Raw genomic sequence first — 16,576 nt, 5'->3', positions numbered from 1 at the left:
ACTGTAGTATCCTCTACGAAACGATCCCTGTTTGAGAATTGAGGAGGCGAGATGTCGCAGACAGAAAATGCAGTGACCTCCTCATCAGGTACAAAGCGAGCATACCGAAAAGGTAATCCTCTGACGCTTGCAGAACGTCAGCAGGCATCTCTGGCAAGAAAACGTGCCACACATAAAGAACTCAGAGTGTTCATTCCTGCTGCGTTAAAAGCGCAATTACAGGAGATGTGTGAAGCTGAAGGTGTTACTCAGGCTGAGATGATTGCTGAACTGATAAAGCAGAAGAGTGCTTTCAGCTAACTAAAATGTAGCGACATCACATTCTTGCCTGTTTCTGGTGTGCGTGATAGATTGCTGATCGTTTAAGGAATTTTGTGGCTGGCCACGCCATAAGGTGGCAGGGAACTGGTTCTGATGTGGATGTACAGGAGCCAGAAAAGTGAAAACCCCGATAATCTCCTTCAAGTTTGGCGACATGAAAGATTACCGGGGCCCCATAAAACCGCATAGCCAACAATCAAGCTATGTGGGGAGTATAGTTATATGCCCGGAAAAATTCAAGACCTCTTTCTGTGCTCACTCCTTCTGCGCATTGTAAGTGCTGGATGGTGTGGCTGAGCTTCAACAAACGTATTACCGCCAGGTAAAGAACCCGAATCCGGTGTTCACACCCCGTGAAGGAGCAGGAACGCTGCCGTTCTGCGAAAAACTGATGGAAAAGGCGGTGGGCTTCACCTCCCGTTTTGATTTCGCCATTCATGTGGCACATGCCCGCTCCCGGGGCCTGCGTCGACGCATGCCACCGGTACTGCGTCGCCGGGCTATTGATGCGTTGCTGCAGGGGCTGTGTTTCCACTATGACCCGCTGGCCAACCGCGTCCAGTGCTCCATCACCACGCTGGCCATTGAGTGCGGACTGGCGACGGAGTCTGCTGCCGGAAAACTCTCCATCACCCGGGCCACACGGGCCCTGACGTTCCTTGCAGAGCTGGGACTGATTACCTACCAGACGGAATATGATCCGCTTATCGGGTGCTACATTCCGACCGATATCACGTTCACACCGGCGCTGTTTGCTGCCCTCGATGTATCAGAGGAGGCAGTGGCTTCTGCACGCCGCAGCCGCGTGGAATGGGAAAACAGACAGCGCAAAAAGCAGGGGCTGGATACCCTGGCTATGGATGAGCTGATAGCGAAAGCCTGGCGTTTTGTCCGTGAGCGTTTCCGCAGTTACCAGACAGAGCTTAAGTCCCGTGGAATAAAGCGTGCCCGTGCGCGTCGCGATGCGGACAGGCAGCGTCAGGATATCGTCACCCTGGTGAAACGGCAGCTGACGCGTGAAATCGCGGAAGGACGTTTCACTGGCAATCATGAGGCGGTAAAACGTGAAGTGGAGCGTCGTGTGAAAGAGCGCATGATTCTGTCACGTAACCGTAATTACAGCCGGCTGGCCACAGCTTCCCCCTGAAAGTAACCACGACTGAATAATCCGGCCCGCGCCGGAGGCATCCGTACGCCTGAAGCCTGTCAGCGAACAAAAAATCAGCACCACATCCAAAAAACAACCTCATCATCCACCTTCTGGTGCATCCGGTCCCCCCTGTTTTTGATACAAAACACGCCTCACAGACGGGAAATTTTGTTTATCCACATTAAACTGCAAGGGACTTCCCCATAAGGTTACAGCCGTTCATGCCATAAAGCGCCAGCCGTCAGCGTTACAGGGTGCAATGTATCTTTTAAACCCCTATCTATATCTCTTTTAAACTACTTAATTACATTCATTTAAAAAGAAAACCTGTTCACTGCCTGTCCTGTGGACAGACAGGTATGCACCTCCCACCGCAAACGGCGGGCCCCGACCGGAGACACTTTAGTTACAACACTCAGATACAACCACCGGAAAAAACCCGGTCCAGCGCAGAACTGAAACCACAACGCCCCTCCCTCATAACTGAAAAGCGGCCCCGCCCCGGCCCAAAGGGCCGGAACAGAGTCGCTTTTAATTATGAATGTTGTAACTAAAAGTTTTCATCGCTGTCAGTCTTCTCGCTGGAAGTATTGAGTACACGCTCGTAAGCGGCCCTGACGGCCCGCTAACGCGGAGATACGCCCCGACTTCGGGTAAACCCTCGTCGGGACCACTCCGACCGCGCACAAAAACTCTGTCATAGCTGAAAGCGGGTATGGCTTAGCAGGGCTGGGGATAGGTAAGGTGAAATCTGTCAATCAGTACCGGCTTACGCCGGGCTTCGGCGGTTTTACTCCAGTATCATATGAAAACAACAGAGTGCCGCCTTACATGCCGCTAGCGCGGCATCAAAACCCCTTTCTTCCCCAGTGATCTCTGTACTTAATGTGTATTTTCATTTATTGGTGAAATTTGATATTTGCTCAATTTTCCCGTTCTGGTGTATTTTATTCTTTCGGAGGCTATAATATGTTTAATGTGATTACTCACCCGACCGCACTGGATGAGCTGCTGGAATTACCAGACAATCTGCGTGGTCGCATGGCCAGACGGATTGAACGGCTGGAACAGGAAGGTAACAAAATGAAAATGCCTCACAGTGTACTGACCCCAAAAAGTTGGACAGTTAAACACGAGGCATATAGGTCTGATTCCGATATTCAATTGGAGTCAGACCTTTTAATTTCAGGCTAATTCTTCTGCTGTTGTAGTATTCAATATATTCCGTAACAGCATCCTTCAGTTCGCTTATATTACTGAACTCATCAAGATAAAAACACTCCGACTTTAAGGTTCCAAAGAAACACTCCACCACAGCATTATCCAGACAATTGCCTTTTCTGGACATGCTTTGTTTAATACCATGTTCTTTAAGGATATTTTGATATCTTCTCATACGATACTGCCATCCCTGGTCAGAGTGCAGAACAGGATGCTCGTGAGGATTAAGCATTTTTGAATGCCTGATCGAGCATATTCTCAACCATGTTCATCACTGGTCTTTCCGAAAGGCTGTAAGAAATAACTTCGTTGTTGAAGAGATCTATTACTGGAGACAAATACAGCTTGCGCCCATTGACTGCAAATTCAGTAACATCGGTAACCCACTTCTCGTTTGGCCGCGTAGCCTTGAAATCTCTTTGGAGAACATTAGGGGCGGTTTGCCCTACCTCTCCTCTGTAAGAGCGGTATCGCTTGACCTTAATCGCTGCTTTAAGTGAGAGGGTTCCCATCAGGCGCTGAACAGCTTTATGGTTAATTTGTTTCCCTTCTCGATGAAGAGACAGCGTTACCCTACGGTATCTGTATCGGCCTCTATTCTCGTGATAAATCTCACCAATACGCTTTTTAACGTCCGCATACTTGTCAGGCTTGCTGAGAGCCTTTAGATGGTAATAAAACGTACTGCGCGGTATCTCCGCAGCCCTGAGAAGCTCATCAAGAGGATAAAACTGCCTTAGCTCGTTGAGTACTTTTACTTTTTCGTGGGATGAGCTAAGGCTTTCAGCTTTTTTAGATACATAAGCCGCGTTTCAAGAAATCGAACTTGCCTTTCAAGATCCTCAATGCGTCGGTCTTTTGACAGCTCCAATGCTGATGCCGCTTTTTCTGGATCAACTGATATTGCAATGTTTCTTTTGATGCCAATATTGAGCGCGCGTAAACCAGCTTCTCCGCGCTCTTCATAGACCTTCAGCCACCTGGCTACAGAACCACTACCAGCAAGCATAAAGTGAGCAGCAGCCTGATTAAGGGACATGTGCTGCTCGATCACAGCTTTCACGACCTTAATACGCAACTCTGGATCAGCACTAACACCTTTAGGTTTGGGAATTAAACCTTTTTCTCCATGTTTTTCATAGAGGGCAACCCATGTCCTGACCTGGGTTCGGGGGACACCAAAACGTGCCGAGATGATCCTGTAACCATCATCAGTAGTGAAGTAGTGATTCACGACTTCAAGGCGCTTTTCAAAAGGGTATTTTGGCTTTGACATATCAGGGGCTATTCCATTTCATCGTCCAACAAAATGGGTGCAGTACACAGCCGTGTAATTGGCGGAGGGCTTTTTGAACTGAGAGTCGGGGATAAAAATATCGCAAGGACACTGTACGCTTATGCAACGGGTAACGAAATCTATCTGCTGCATGCATTTGTGAAAAAGACGCAAAAGACACCAACGAAAGCTATTGAAATCGCCAGGATGCGCCTGAAGGAGATGAAATGATGAAAGTAAAAGGTGTTCCGTTCAGCCAGGTAAAGCAAAAACTGCTTAATACTCCAGAAGCTGTCAAAGGGTATGAAGATGCCGATAAAGAACTGGAGATGGTAGAAATGTTGTACGAAATGAGAGAAAAAGCGGGGTTAACAAAGTCTGCTCTGGCCGAACGAATGGGGTTACGTCCGTCAGCAATCAGCCGGCTGGAAAGTAATCCTTTAGGAGCCAGTATGAAAACTTTGACAAAATATGCTCAGGCCTGTGGCGCAACCATCGATATTCACGCAGTCTATTGAATCGACAGGAATTTAAACCCTAAAAAGGTTGAAAAATATCCAAAACGGATGTTTATTCAACACTGCCTGCGTGCCATGAGTGCACCGCCGTCAATTAAATGGATCTTATCGATTGATATTGCATATCATTGATGGTTTTTTACTTCATTCCCCTGAAAATGGGAGCAACTTCCCCGATGCGGCTCTCAGCCGCACACCCGCTGTTGCGTCAGTGGCTAATGCATCGGGACCAGCTCTGTCAGACGGTAGCCCCGCTTCACATTCCAGCCGCGGCGGTAATGCGTGTCCAGTAAGCGATTCCATTCCTGTCTGCTGCTTCCCTCAACGGCCAGCTCATCCGGTATCAACAGTTCCGGATATTTCCGTGACAGTAACCGTGTTATCCGGTAACGCCACATGCTCATCACCTTACGGGCGTAAAAATGAAGGTTTTTCCAGGTGTGACCCGGCGTCACTCCTCCGGCTGTGGTCGACAGGTGAATGTGCGGATGCCACTGCTGGTCACGCCCCCATGTGTGGATTACCGTGAATATCCCCGGCTCCACATCTGCCTGACGGCAGATTTCCTGTATCACCTCCGCTGCAATGCGGCTCATCTCTGCCAGTAACCATCGGTTGTGGAACACCAGGGACCAGTTCTGGCAGGGAAGTGTGAACACTATATGCTGCCACGGGCAGTCGGGGACCAGACTCAGCAGATACTGTATCCTCTGTGCGCCAGCCTTCACTCCGCAGTGCTGTCAGCGCCAGTGATATAAGACGGTAATTCACCATTTGGATTGTCCGCTCCACCCAACATGTTGTTTCCTTAAGGTTCTCACACCAGAAAGGACATCAACATGCTGAGCAGAGAGGACTTTTACATGATAAAGCAAATGCGCCAGCAGGGCGCGTACATTGTCGATATTGCGACTCAGATTGGTTGCTCTGAACGGACGGTCAGACGCTACCTCAAATACCCTGAACCGCCAGCCAGAAAAACCCGCCACAAAATGGTTAAGCTGAAACCGTTTATGGATTACATCGACATGCGCCTGGCAGAGAATGTCTGGAATAGCGAGGTTATCTTCGCGGAGATTAAGGCAATGGGTTATACGGGCGGACGTTCCATGCTGCGTTACTACATCCAGCCCAAACGTAAAATGCGTCCGTCAAAAAGAACAGTTCGCTTCGAAACTCAGCCAGGATACCAGCTCCAGCACGACTGGGGCGAAGTTGAGGTGGAGGTTGCCGGGCAACGGTGCAAAGTTAACTTTGCGGTTAATACGCTGGGGTTCTCCCGCCGCTTCCATGTCTTCGCCGCACCAAAACAGGATGCTGAGCATACCTACGAATCACTGGTTCGCGCCTTCCGCTACTTCGGTGGTTGTGTGAAAACGGTGCTGGTTGATAACCAGAAGGCTGCGGTGCTGAAGAATAACAACGGGAAAGTCGTGTTCAACTCCGGATTCCTGTTGCTGGCTGACCACTATCACTTCCTGCCACGGGCATGCCGTCCACGCAGGGCCAGAACAAAAGGTAAGGTTGAGCGGATGGTGAAATACCTCAAGGAGAACTTCTTCGTCCGGTACCGCAGGTTCGACAGCTTCACTCATGTCAATCAACAACTGGAGCAATGGATAGCCGATGTGGCTGACAAACGGGAACTTCGCCAGTTCAAAGAAACGCCGGAACAGCGCTTCGCGCTGGAGCAGGAACATCTGCAGCCGTTACCGGATACGGACTTCGATACCAGTTACTTCGACATCCGCCATGTGTCCTGGGACAGCTATATCGAGGTTGGTGGTAATCGTTACAGCGTTCCCGAAGCGCTGTGTGGTCAGCCGGTATCGATACGAATATCGCTGGATGACGAGTTGCGGATCTACAGTAATGAGAAACTGGTGGCCTCACATCGCCTCTGTTCGGCATCGTCTGGCTGGCAGACAGTGCCGGAGCATCACGCCCCGCTCTGGCAGCAGGTCAGTCAGGTGGAACATCGACCACTGAGTGCCTGTGAGGAGCTGTTGTGATGCATGAGCTGGAAGTCCTGCTGAGTCGCCTGAAAATGGAGCATCTGAGTTATCACGTTGAAAGCCTGCTGGAACAGGCAGCTAAAAAAGAGCTGAACTACCGGGAGTTCCTGTGCATGGCGCTACAGCAGGAATGGAACGGCAGGCATCAGCGCGGTATGGAGTCCAGGCTGAAGCAGGCTCGTCTGCCGTGGGTCAAAACGCTGGAGCAGTTCGACTTTACCTTCCAGCCGGGCATCGACCGTAAGGTTGTTCGGGAACTGGCTGGTCTGGCGTTCGTGGAGCGCAGCGAAAACGTGATCCTGCTGGGACCTCCTGGTGTAGGAAAAACTCATCTGGCCATAGCTCCTGGCGTGAAAGCGGTGGATGCGGGACATCGGGTACTGTTTATGCCACTGGACAGACTGATCGCGACACTGATGAAAGCGAAACAGGAAAACCGGCTGGAGCGTCAGCTACAGCAACTGAGTTATGCCCGGGTGTTGATCCTGGATGAAATAGGCTATCTGCCGATGAACAGGGAGGAAGCCAGCCTGTTCTTCCGGCTACTGAACCGTCGATATGAAAAAGCGAGCATCATACTGACGTCAAACAAAGGGGTTGCCGTTGAACATTATCTTAACCACGGCTGCTGCCTGGCGTTTACCAGCAGAACTCTGGGTTATCCCTGCACCGATGTGCTCGCTGGGTTAATGAACGTTACCCCGACAGACGACGTATATTTACCAGTAAGACCAATCCGGTTGCCCCCTTTGAACCAGAAGTCAAACGTCAGGCTGTCATGGCACTCTGTACACGACAAGGATCAGCCAGTGAAATCGCCAGGCGTATTGGTGTCAGTCGTGCGGTATTGTATAAATGGAAAGATGAAATTATCGGCAACAGTGCTTACCAGACTATGCGTAAACATAACGACCCTTCCCTGGAGGCAGAACGCGATGCGTTGCGGGAGGAAGTCGCCCGACTGAATCAGGAAATACGCCGCCGGCAGATGGAGCTGGATATTCTGAAAAAAGCGGAGGAAATCATAAAAAAAGACCCGGGCATCAGTATCAGTCACCTGAACAACAGAGAAAAAACAAAGATTACTGATGCCCTGAGACAAACATATCCCCTGACAGAATTACTGCGTGTTCTGGGTCTTGCCCGTAGCAGTTATTTTTGTCACCGATTCAATGACTACCGGACGCACTGAACCTTCCGGCTGCTTCTCCAGCCAGTTAAGCCAGCGGTTTCCCTGCTGAAAAATATCCGCAAAACGGGGAAGCATCAGAAGGGCGGGTTTACACTATCCGGCCAGTGAACGGTGCCACATTCCGGGCAGAACATGCCGCCGGCGCTGATACCGGCAAGAATGGTCGCAAACTCCCGCTCCGTGCAACGGGCGATTTCCGGATACCCTTCGTCATCAACACGTACAAACCAGAAGACCAGCTTTTTGTTTCCCACATCCACAAAGAACGAAATATTCAGGTCTGCGCAGCACTTAACGGCATCGTCAAAATTATCAAAGTGCAGAACCTCAGCTTCTTCTTCATCAAAAAAGTTATCGTCGTGAAGCTTCACGACATAGCGGGGAAGTTTGCTTATTTGAGGTGCAGGTTTTCGTTTACGGGGTTTAGCTGAACGGGCCATGACAAGCTGCAGCCGTCAGGCTGCCTGCTCGACTTCAGTAACATCTGATTCAAATGAACAGCAACGAAATTATTTGCTTTTACTGTCTGTTCTTTTAATTAAAATACCATTTTTATAGGTGACAGAACAAAAATCCTTATCAAATTTATCCAGCGGTGGAGGACCATCAGGAAACAGTCTCTGTAGTAGAACAGTTGTCTGAACAGGCCCAAATTCGCCCAGACAATATCCTATTGCCTGAGGAGACATTTCGCTGAACACTTCATTAACATAACCTTTGATATACACCTCAGGAAGCAGTCGGGATAAACGGCAAACAAAGCTGCTGCCTCCACCATAAGCGGAAAAACATGAAACAAGTCTTATGCAATGTATTGTCTGTAAATCCACGACCGTCTTAAGCCAGTCATGCAGCATTCCGGGGCTATAAATAGCATTACCAACGTAAAGCCCACCCTGACCACTTTTATAGGGACTACCATGAACATCAATATTTAATCTGACATTACCTTTATGCATCTGCTTATATATTGTCAGAGGTGATTTTGTGTGAAAAATGAACTTTATATCAGACATTGGTTTTTTCATGACATTAACATCTCTTTATTTATAAAATATTTTAAACATTAATGGTCGTACAGCTTTGCAATATATCATAATCAACCATTGCTGTAGTGCAAATTCACTCCGCCCACTGTTTCAGCAGGTATGCGAACGCTTTCGCTGTATCCGGAGTTCGCCCGGAAAATGAAATCTGTGGTTTCGTACAGATTTTGATGATAAGCCTGTAACCAACATGCCCCTGACGTTGGGGGCTGACCGTCTTTATCCTTGTTCCACTGAATGAAGAAACGTTTTTCCGTTGGATATAATACAGTATCCTTGTGTTATTTTTGCTCAGGTTTATATTAATTTTATTACTGTATATTATTAATATCGGAAATGAATGGATTAGTATTAATACAGATATTAGCAATAGTAAATAAAATGCCTGTTTCCTTTATTAAACGATTCTGTACAAAAACACTGAAGGTTCGTTCTCGTGACTGTTCTCCTCCCTGAAAGATGGCAAAATATTTATATTTGTGGTAAAATTAATGTAGGAGGCTAGTGAGTGGAGGTTTACTTGCGCATGATGTAGTAGAATCTTTCGCCAGTGCAGAACAGTTAAAGTAAATTATGAGCATTCTTTTATGAATGACAAAAGAATGGATGTATCAGATGAAGAAGAGATATATATCGGAGCCAATGCCTTATACTGAGGATATCAGATTTCTTTACCGATGGGATAGTCGCCCGCCTGAAGTTATAAATAAAAGTGGTTTTCAGGGGGCTGTAAATGTATATTTTAATATGTCATTTGGGATGAGGACTGTTTTTTGCTCAGCCTCTTTGAAAGGGTCTGAATATTATTTTCAGGAACTGGAAAACGGGATGTCATCATACGGGGGGGGATACTTATTACCTGTATAAGATATATTCACTAGGCTTGCCTGCTGTTAAAATTTATCAGTATAAAAATAATGCTGGTTTTGTAAAACAGTTTTCGACAAGGTTTCCAGGTGTTGAAACTAAGCTTATGGATAAAGAACATGCAATGCCATCATTCGCTTTGTTATCAAGATTTAATAATTATATAGATAAAGTTGCAGTTTATAATGAGGAGGTTCAGTTGTTAGGCCCGGTATTACCATGTCGCATTACATTCTTATTCTCCCATAAATTATCTCAGGAAGCAATTAAAATAAGAGATAATGAAAAGAACGATTTATTGCTTAAGCAGGCTGATTTTAAAAACAGGCTCATCAAAAGACGAACATCCTGGAGATGTATGTAAGGTTATGAAAATCATATCCGTTACGGGGATTACTGTACTGAATACAGAAGATATTCATTTCTTTTCTGATTCATCTGAGAAGAAAACAGGTCGATTTTATTTAAAAAAACAACCCGGTAATTATAACTGTCCTGTCCGGGGAAGTATTCCTTCATATAAGTTAATGCAGGCCACAGATAATATGCCTGAAGACATTATTTTTAAAGCATATTACCTGCCTTACAAAAAGAATGATGTTACATCCCTGTCACTGGAATTAAATTCAGATTTTAATTATTTCTTTACAGATATGCTGGATGGATGTTCAGTTGGAGTACGCACAGAGGAGGTTGTAACCCGTGTATACCATGCCAATGCCTTCAGGTATGGTGAGTTTTTATACCGAAAAGAGAAGATGAGCGCCGGTTTTGCATTACGACGACAGGTAAGTATGCAGAACAATATGATTAAAAATGTAGCAGGAAGCGATGCAAAAATCGGTGATGCCTCTAATTAGTTGAATCTGATGTATAATTCGGGCTTTTGAGGTTATCTCATGGCCAGTGTTAATATTCATTGTCCCCGTTGTCAGTCAGCTCGGGTTTACCGCCATGGTCAGAACCCTAAAGGCCGTGACAGATTTCGCTGCCGTGACTGCCACCGTGTATTTCAGCTCACTTATACTTATCAAGCACGTAAGCCGGGTATGAAAGAGCTGATCACTGAAATGGCCTTTAATGGTGCCGGGGTTCGCGATACCGCCAGGACACTGAAAATTGGTATTAACACCGTCATCCGGACTTTAAAAAACTCGCGCCAAAGCGAATAACTTCTTCGCCTGTTGCCCATGCTGATGTGGCGCTTATCTGCGAGCTTGATGAGCAATGGAGCTACGTTGGCAGTAAAGCCCGGCAACATTGGCTCTGGTACGCGTACAACACCAAAACAGGCGGTGTACTGGCCTACACTTTTGGTCCCCGAACCGATCAAACGTGCCGGGAGCTACTGGCACTGCTTACACCCTTCAACATCGGCATACTCACCAGCGATGACTGGGGCAGCTATGGCCGGGTGGTACCGAAGAATAAGCATCTGATCGGCAAAATATTCACCCAACGCATTGAGCGTAATAATCTGACGCTACGCACCCGTATTAAGCGGTTGGCTCGTAAAACAATCTGCTTCTCACGCTCAGTTGAGATCCACGAAAAAGTGATCGGAGCGTTTATCGAAAAACACATGTTCTACTAATTGGATGCACTACCCCGGGGATATCTGGGTTAAAGGCTCACGACGTTACAAAAATTTCGACGATTACCTTATTCCAGAGAAAGACTTTGATAAGCTCTCACCTGCATTACCACTACCTGTTTCTGCTGATTCATTATTATCCAGCCCATATATATGCCACAGTTACAGGCAACAGATATACCAGTCCTGCCAGAAGAGGGCAATTCGGTTCGTATCTCATTCTCCCTCTGGCGAGATTATAAAGGGGGCCGCCTGGAATTCGGAAATTTTCCCACGCTAAGAGTCTGTTCAAGATTCTGTGTAAATACCTTTTCTCAGACGTGAGCATCCAGGCGGTCACCGAACTCGATAATGAACTCGATAATCAAGCGGCTCATTGCCATACACCAGTCCTTCAACGACATCTTCCATTTCTGGGATGCAGACTGGATTGCCAGCCCCCCGCTTTTTTACCGATACCGAGTCGTCTGCCGGGAACACTTTACACTGCATCAGAAGGGCAGGGTTACACCATCCGGCCAGTGAACGGTGCCACCGGCGCTGATACCGGCAAGAATGGTCGCAAATTCCCGCTCCGTACAGCGGGCGATTTCCGGATGCCCTTCGTCATCGACACGTACAAACCAGAAGACCAGCTTTTTGTTTCCCGCATCCACAAAGAACGGAATATTAAGGTCTGCGCAGCACTTAACGGCATCGTCAAAACTATCAAAGCGCAGAACTTCTGCGTCTTCTTCGTCAAAGAAGTCATCGTCGTGAAGCTTCACGACATAGCGGGGAAGTTTGCTTCTTTGAGGTGCAGGTTTTCGTTTACGGGGTTTAGCTGAACGGGCCATATAACTAACTGAAAGACAATAACATTGTCTGTTTTTATAGCGGTAATGGCAGACCATGACAAGTTGCAGCCGTCAGGCTGCCTACCCGGCCGGTGGAGACGTTGGTCAGCAGCAAAACTTTTGTCTGGTTATTAAGACCGTAATCCCTAACAAGAGGAAGCCCGGTAACCTGAGCACTTGGCCGGGCTCTCAAAGAATGAATCGGGGATTCTGACGCTGGAAGCGGTCCTACCAATCAATAAACCTCTTACATGTTCAATCACAAATAAAACACAACAACATAAATTAATATTGCCAACATGTAACAATCAATTAACCATTTGTTGCCTTACTCATGAAAACACTTTTTGTATAACGTTTACGCAGCGTGTGACAAAAACGAGCTACAGACTCCTGCACGATGTGTGAGTTCAAGGAGACCTGCAATGAATCTCTGGCAACAAAACTACGATCCCGCCGGGAATATCTGGCTTTCCAGCCTGATAGCATCGCTTCCCATCCTGTTTTTCTTCTTTGCGCTGATTAAGCTCAAACTGAAAGGATATATCGCCGCCTCATGGACGGTGGCAATCGCCCTTGCCGTGGCTTTGCTGTTCTATAAAATGCCGGTCGCTAATGCGCTGTCCTCGGTGGTATACGGCTTCTTCTACGGGTTGTGGCCCATCGCGTGGATCATTATTGCGGCGGTGTTTGTCTATAAGATCTCGGTAAAAACCGGGCAGTTTGACATCATCCGTTCGTCCATTCTTTCGATAACCCCTGACCAGCGCCTGCAAATGCTGATTGTCGGTTTCTGTTTCGGCGCGTTTCTTGAAGGGGCTGCTGGCTTTGGTGCACCGGTAGCAATTACCGCCGCATTGCTGGTCGGCCTGGGTTTTAAACCGCTGTACGCCGCCGGGCTGTGCCTGATTGTTAACACAGCACCAGTAGCATTTGGCGCGATGGGGATCCCAATTCTGGTGGCCGGGCAGGTCACAGGCATCGACAGCTTTGAGATTAGCCAGATGGTGGGGCGGCAGCTGCCGTTTATGACCATTATCGTGCTGTTCTGGATCATGGCGATTATGGATGGCTGGCGCGGTATCAAAGAAACCTGGCCTGCGGTTGTGGTTGCGGGCGGTTCATTTGCCATCGCACAGTTTCTCAGCTCCAACTTCATTGGACCGGAGCTGCCGGACATTATCTCTTCACTGGTATCGCTGCTCTGCCTGACGCTGTTTCTCAAACGCTGGCAGCCGGTGCGCGTATTCCGCTTCGGTGACTTGGGAGCCTCACAGGTTGACATGACGCCGACCCACACCGGTTACACCACAGGTCAGGTGTTGCTTGCCTGGACACCGTTCCTGTTCCTGACCGCCACCGTCACACTGTGGAGTATCCCGCCGTTTAAAGCGCTGTTTGCTTCGGGCGGCGCGCTGTATGAGTGGGTGATCAACATTCCGGTGCCGTACCTCGATAAACTGGTTGCCCGTATGCCGCCAGTGGTCAGCGAAGCGACAGCGTACGCCGCCGTGTTTAAGTTTGACTGGTTCTCTTCCACCGGCACCGCCATTCTGTTTGCTGCCCTGCTCTCAATTGTCTGGCTGAGGATGAAACCATCTGACGCTATCAGCACCTTCGGCAGCACGCTGAAAGAACTGGCTCTGCCTATCTACTCCATCGGTATGGTGCTGGCATTCGCCTTTATTTCGAACTATTCCGGGCTGTCATCAACCCTGGCGCTGGCACTGGCGCACACCGGCCATGCATTCACCTTCTTCTCGCCGTTCCTTGGCTGGCTGGGGGTATTCCTGACCGGGTCGGATACATCATCTAATGCTTTGTTTGCCGCTTTGCAGGCTACCGCCGCACAACAAATTGGCGTTTCTGACCTGTTGCTGGTTGCTGCCAACACCACAGGTGGCGTCACCGGCAAGATGATCTCCCCGCAGTCTATCGCCATAGCTTGTGCGGCGGTAGGCCTGGTGGGCAAAGAGTCAGAACTGTTCCGCTTTACCGTCAAACACAGCCTGATCTTCACCTGTATGGTGGGCGTGATCACCACGCTTCAGGCCTATGTCTTAACGTGGATGATCCCTTAATGACTGTTTTATCCAGACGCCTGTCAGACGAGGTTGCCGATCGTGTACGGGCGCTGATTGATGAAAAAAACCTGGAGGCGGGCATGAAGTTGCCCGCTGAACGTCAACTGGCAATGCAACTCGGCGTGTCGCGTAATTCACTGCGCGAGGCGCTGGCAAAACTGGTGAGCGAAGGCGTGCTGCTCAGTCGGCGCGGCGGCGGAACGTTTATTCGCTGGCGTCATGACACATGGTCGGAGCAAAACATCGTCCAGCCGCTGAAAATACTGATGGCCGATGACCCGGATTACAGTTTCGATATTCTGGAAGCCCGCTACGCCATTGAAGCCAGCACCGCGTGGCATGCGGCAATACGCGCCACACCTGGCGACAAAGAAAAGATTCAGCTTTGCTTTGAAGCAACGCTCAGCAAAGACCCGGATATCGCCTCACAAGCGGACGTTCGATTTCATCTGGCGATTGCCGAAGCCTCACATAACATCGTGCTGCTGCAGACCATGCGCGGTTTCTTCGATGTCCTGCAATCCTCAGTGAAGCATAGCCGTCAGCGGATGTATCTGGTGCCGCCGGTTTTTTCACAACTGACCGAACAACATCAGGCAGTCATTGACGCCATTTTTGCCGGTGATGCCGACGGGGCGCGTAAAGCAATGATGGCGCATCTTAGTTTTGTTCACACCACCATGAAACGATTCGATGAAGATCAGGCTCGCCAGGCGCGAATTACCCGCCTGCCCGGTGAGCATAATGAGCATTCGAGGGAGAAAAACGCATGATTATTTCCGCAGCCAGCGATTATCGCGCCGCAGCGCAACGCATTCTGCCGCCGTTCCTGTTCCACTATATTGATGGGGGGGCATATTCTGAATACACGCTGCGCCGCAATGTGGAAGATTTGTCAGAAGTGGCGCTGCGTCAGCGTATTCTGAAAAACATGTCCGACTTAAGCCTGGAAACGACGCTGTTTAATGAGAAATTGTCGATGCCGGTGGCACTGGCTCCGGTGGGTTTGTGTGGCATGTATGCGCGTCGTGGCGAAGTTCAGGCTGCAAAAGCGGCGGATGCGCATGGCATTCCGTTTACTCTCTCGACGGTTTCCGTTTGCCCGATTGAAGAAGTCGCTCCGGCTATCAAGCGCCCAATGTGGTTCCAGCTTTATGTACTGCGCGATCGCGGCTTTATGCGTAACGCGCTGGAGAGAGCAAAAGCAGCGGGTTGTTCGACGCTGGTTTTCACCGTGGATATGCCAACACCGGGCGCACGTTACCGTGATGCGCACTCGGGTATGAGCGGCCCGAATGCAGCAATGCGCCGCTACCTGCAGGCGGTGACGCATCCGCAATGGGCGTGGGATGTGGGTCTGAACGGCCGTCCACATGATTTAGGTAATATCTCGGCTTACCTCGGCAAACCGACCGGACTGGAAGATTATATCGGCTGGCTGGGGAATAACTTCGATCCGTCCATCTCATGGAAAGACCTTGAGTGGATCCGCGATTTCTGGGATGGCCCGATGATAATCAAAGGGATCCTCGATCCGGAAGATGCGCGTGATGCGGTGCGTTTTGGTGCTGATGGCATTGTGGTTTCTAACCACGGTGGCCGCCAGCTGGATGGCGTGCTTTCTTCTGCCCGTGCACTGCCCGCTATTGCAGATGCGGTGAAAGGTGATATCAGCATTCTGGCGGACAGTGGGATTCGTAACGGGCTTGATGTCGTGCGTATGATTGCGCTCGGTGCCGACACCGTACTGCTGGGGCGCGCTTTTCTGTATGCACTGGCAACAGCGGGCCAGACGGGTGTAGCAAATCTGCTGAATCTGATCGAAAAAGAGATGAAAGTGGCGATGACGCTGACTGGCGCGAAAACGATTAGCGAAATTACGCAAGATTCGCTGGCCTGTTGTAAGCAATGGACGTAAAAACAGAGCAGGATGTCCCCTGTGTTATATAAAATCTATTCGTCACGCTCTGACTCAGGATAATGAAAGAGCTCCGGGGCAGAGCTGCAGGAGTATCAGTACAGAAACTTCAATAAAGGGGTCCGCCAGGAATTCGGAAAACAAACCACGTTAAGACTATTTTTTAGCCAAATGACTTTCAGGAATCGCCAGAATGGCGGGACAACAGCGGTTTTGGTGTCCGAAATCGTACGTTTATGGTGCAGTAAGTGAGAATTTATTCGTACCAGCTATGGATACGTTACGGGCAGTGATTTTTCGCGCCAGACAGCTATTTCTTTGCTGTCCGGTTAACGGCGGTCTTACGTACAGGTTGCCGAACGCAAAATTTGTGCATTCCGGAAATTTCGGCGGTTGCGGCTTGGAACCCCTTTTATTGTTACAGGAGGCCTGGGCTTGTCTGCTACCGGTCCGGACGGGAGGGACACCGGGAATTTGAATCCGGTTAACTGAGCCGGACATACGGTAAATAAGGAATGCAGGCAGAACGGGAAGCACT

Annotated in this window: 13 protein-coding genes and 8 pseudogenes; 15 read left to right on the top strand and 6 right to left on the bottom strand. The window is 49.0% G+C overall.

Going from position 1 to position 16,576, the window contains the following annotated elements:
- The first annotated feature begins 51 nt into the window (after nucleotides 1–51).
- The 5 genes and pseudogenes from QUF14_RS27620 to QUF14_RS29135 all read left to right on the top strand — a co-directional run bounded on the left by QUF14_RS27620 (nucleotide 52) and on the right by QUF14_RS29135 (nucleotide 2,665).
- Complete coding sequence (locus QUF14_RS27620) at nucleotides 52–300, top strand: replication regulatory protein RepA (RefSeq protein ID WP_000083838.1); 249 nt, start codon at nucleotides 52–54, stop codon at nucleotides 298–300.
- 243 nt (nucleotides 301–543) lie between these two features.
- The gene (gene tap, locus QUF14_RS27615; RefSeq protein ID WP_001364037.1) at nucleotides 544–618 is read left to right on the top strand and encodes a RepA leader peptide Tap; all 75 of its coding nucleotides are present in this window, start codon (nucleotides 544–546) and stop codon (nucleotides 616–618) included.
- The gene (repA, locus tag QUF14_RS27610; RefSeq protein WP_000829162.1) at nucleotides 611–1,468 is read left to right on the top strand and encodes an incFII family plasmid replication initiator RepA; all 858 of its coding nucleotides are present in this window, start codon (nucleotides 611–613) and stop codon (nucleotides 1,466–1,468) included. The genes tap and repA overlap by 8 nt, the downstream gene beginning before the upstream one ends.
- 362 nt (nucleotides 1,469–1,830) lie before the next feature.
- A pseudogene (locus tag QUF14_RS29140) lies at nucleotides 1,831–2,174 on the top strand (replication-associated protein RepA4).
- A gap of 266 nt (nucleotides 2,175–2,440) precedes the next feature.
- Nucleotides 2,441–2,665 carry a type II toxin-antitoxin system RelE/ParE family toxin gene (locus tag QUF14_RS29135; RefSeq protein WP_040091189.1) on the top strand — a complete coding sequence of 75 codons (225 nt, stop codon included), beginning with the start codon at nucleotides 2,441–2,443 and terminating at the stop codon, nucleotides 2,663–2,665.
- Here the strand turns inward: QUF14_RS29135 and QUF14_RS27600 are convergent.
- Nucleotides 2,598–3,968, bottom strand: a pseudogene (locus tag QUF14_RS27600) (IS3-like element IS150 family transposase). The gene QUF14_RS29135 and the pseudogene QUF14_RS27600 overlap by 68 nt on opposite strands.
- Nucleotides 3,969–3,995: 27 nt before the next feature.
- Between QUF14_RS27600 and QUF14_RS27595 the strand changes: the two are divergent.
- Together QUF14_RS27595 and QUF14_RS27590 are read left to right on the top strand one after the other, a co-directional pair.
- Nucleotides 3,996–4,199 (top strand): annotated as a pseudogene (locus tag QUF14_RS27595) (type II toxin-antitoxin system RelE/ParE family toxin); the annotation flags it as partial.
- A complete protein-coding gene (locus QUF14_RS27590) occupies nucleotides 4,199–4,486 on the top strand; it encodes a helix-turn-helix domain-containing protein (protein WP_174498321.1) in 288 nt (95 codons plus the stop codon). The pseudogene QUF14_RS27595 and the gene QUF14_RS27590, both read left to right, overlap by 1 nt.
- Before the next feature lie 257 nt (nucleotides 4,487–4,743).
- Here QUF14_RS27590 and QUF14_RS27585 read toward each other — a convergent pair.
- Nucleotides 4,744–5,223 (bottom strand): annotated as a pseudogene (locus QUF14_RS27585) (IS91 family transposase); the annotation flags it as partial.
- Between the two features lie 102 nt (nucleotides 5,224–5,325).
- Here QUF14_RS27585 and istA point away from each other — a divergent pair.
- The 3 genes and pseudogenes from istA to QUF14_RS27570 form a co-directional block, all read left to right on the top strand.
- Nucleotides 5,326–6,498: an IS21-like element IS21 family transposase gene (gene istA, locus QUF14_RS27580; protein ID WP_040091195.1), complete on the top strand. Its 1,173-nt coding sequence runs from the start codon at nucleotides 5,326–5,328 to the stop codon at nucleotides 6,496–6,498.
- A pseudogene (gene istB / locus QUF14_RS27575) lies at nucleotides 6,498–7,103 on the top strand (IS21-like element IS21 family helper ATPase IstB); the annotation flags it as partial. The gene istA and the pseudogene istB, both read left to right, overlap by 1 nt.
- Nucleotides 7,092–7,669, top strand: a pseudogene (locus QUF14_RS27570) (transposase); the annotation flags it as partial. The pseudogenes istB and QUF14_RS27570, both read left to right, overlap by 12 nt.
- Here QUF14_RS27570 and QUF14_RS27565 read toward each other — a convergent pair.
- From QUF14_RS27565 to QUF14_RS27555, 3 genes and pseudogenes are all read right to left on the bottom strand, one after another.
- Nucleotides 7,637–7,768, bottom strand: a pseudogene (locus QUF14_RS27565) (IS91 family transposase); the annotation flags it as partial. The pseudogenes QUF14_RS27570 and QUF14_RS27565 overlap by 33 nt on opposite strands.
- Nucleotides 7,768–8,133: a hypothetical protein gene (locus QUF14_RS27560; RefSeq protein ID WP_040091197.1), complete on the bottom strand. Its 366-nt coding sequence runs from the start codon at nucleotides 8,131–8,133 to the stop codon at nucleotides 7,768–7,770. The gene QUF14_RS27560 and the pseudogene QUF14_RS27565, both read right to left, overlap by 1 nt.
- Before the next feature lie 69 nt (nucleotides 8,134–8,202).
- Nucleotides 8,203–8,721, bottom strand: a complete 519-nt coding sequence (locus tag QUF14_RS27555; protein ID WP_040091199.1) for a hypothetical protein — start codon at nucleotides 8,719–8,721, stop codon at nucleotides 8,203–8,205.
- 1,412 nt (nucleotides 8,722–10,133) lie between these two features.
- Between QUF14_RS27555 and QUF14_RS28960 the strand changes: the two are divergent.
- Together QUF14_RS28960 and QUF14_RS27545 are read left to right on the top strand one after the other, a co-directional pair.
- Nucleotides 10,134–10,448, top strand: a pseudogene (locus QUF14_RS28960) (hypothetical protein); the annotation flags it as partial.
- 57 nt (nucleotides 10,449–10,505) lie between these two features.
- Nucleotides 10,506–11,200, top strand: a protein-coding gene (locus QUF14_RS27545; protein WP_085948397.1) for an IS1 family transposase whose coding sequence is annotated in 2 segments (ribosomal slippage) — nucleotides 10,506–10,752 and nucleotides 10,752–11,200 — 696 coding nt in all. Because the reading frame shifts where the segments join, the coding sequence is not laid out codon by codon here.
- 491 nt (nucleotides 11,201–11,691) lie between these two features.
- Here the strand turns inward: QUF14_RS27545 and QUF14_RS27540 are convergent.
- Nucleotides 11,692–12,036 (bottom strand): hypothetical protein, encoded by a 345-nt coding sequence (locus tag QUF14_RS27540; protein WP_024166186.1) that lies wholly within the window; start codon nucleotides 12,034–12,036, stop codon nucleotides 11,692–11,694.
- Nucleotides 12,037–12,461: 425 nt separating this feature from the next.
- On the opposite strand from QUF14_RS27540, the gene lldP reads away from it, so the two are divergent.
- Genes lldP through lldD form a run of 3 tightly spaced genes read left to right on the top strand, consistent with a single transcriptional unit; the run spans nucleotide 12,462 to nucleotide 16,038 of the window.
- On the top strand, nucleotides 12,462–14,117 hold the full coding sequence (lldP, locus tag QUF14_RS27535) for an L-lactate permease (protein WP_040091166.1): 1,656 nt from the start codon (nucleotides 12,462–12,464) through the stop codon (nucleotides 14,115–14,117).
- Nucleotides 14,117–14,893, top strand: coding sequence for a transcriptional regulator LldR (gene lldR, locus QUF14_RS27530; RefSeq protein ID WP_000217412.1), 777 nt, complete (start codon nucleotides 14,117–14,119; stop codon nucleotides 14,891–14,893). The genes lldP and lldR overlap by 1 nt, the downstream gene beginning before the upstream one ends.
- Nucleotides 14,890–16,038, top strand: a complete 1,149-nt coding sequence (gene lldD, locus QUF14_RS27525; RefSeq protein WP_000586939.1) for a quinone-dependent L-lactate dehydrogenase — start codon at nucleotides 14,890–14,892, stop codon at nucleotides 16,036–16,038. The genes lldR and lldD overlap by 4 nt, the downstream gene beginning before the upstream one ends.
- Nucleotides 16,039–16,576: the final 538 nt, after the last annotated feature.

The sequence above is a fragment of the Escherichia sp. HH091_1A genome (assembly GCF_030295175.1).
GTDB lineage: Bacteria > Pseudomonadota > Gammaproteobacteria > Enterobacterales > Enterobacteriaceae > Escherichia > Escherichia coli_F.
This window is presented reverse-complemented; position numbering and strand designations above follow the sequence as displayed.

Bases quoted from the DNA above. Each gene is read 5' to 3' on its own strand.
- QUF14_RS27620 (WP_000083838.1), top strand. From the start codon at position 52: ATGTCGCAGACAGAAAATGCAGTGACCTCCTCATCAGGTACAAAGCGA.
- QUF14_RS29135 (WP_040091189.1), top strand. From the start codon at position 2,441: ATGTTTAATGTGATTACTCACCCGACCGCACTGGATGAGCTGCTGGAA.
- QUF14_RS27590 (WP_174498321.1), top strand. From the start codon at position 4,199: ATGAAAGTAAAAGGTGTTCCGTTCAGCCAGGTAAAGCAAAAACTGCTT.
- istA (WP_040091195.1), top strand. From the start codon at position 5,326: ATGCTGAGCAGAGAGGACTTTTACATGATAAAGCAAATGCGCCAGCAG.
- QUF14_RS27560 (WP_040091197.1), bottom strand. From the start codon at position 8,133: ATGGCCCGTTCAGCTAAACCCCGTAAACGAAAACCTGCACCTCAAATA.
- QUF14_RS27555 (WP_040091199.1), bottom strand. From the start codon at position 8,721: ATGAAAAAACCAATGTCTGATATAAAGTTCATTTTTCACACAAAATCA.
- QUF14_RS27540 (WP_024166186.1), bottom strand. From the start codon at position 12,036: ATGGCCCGTTCAGCTAAACCCCGTAAACGAAAACCTGCACCTCAAAGA.
- lldP (WP_040091166.1), top strand. From the start codon at position 12,462: ATGAATCTCTGGCAACAAAACTACGATCCCGCCGGGAATATCTGGCTT.
- lldR (WP_000217412.1), top strand. From the start codon at position 14,117: ATGACTGTTTTATCCAGACGCCTGTCAGACGAGGTTGCCGATCGTGTA.
- lldD (WP_000586939.1), top strand. From the start codon at position 14,890: ATGATTATTTCCGCAGCCAGCGATTATCGCGCCGCAGCGCAACGCATT.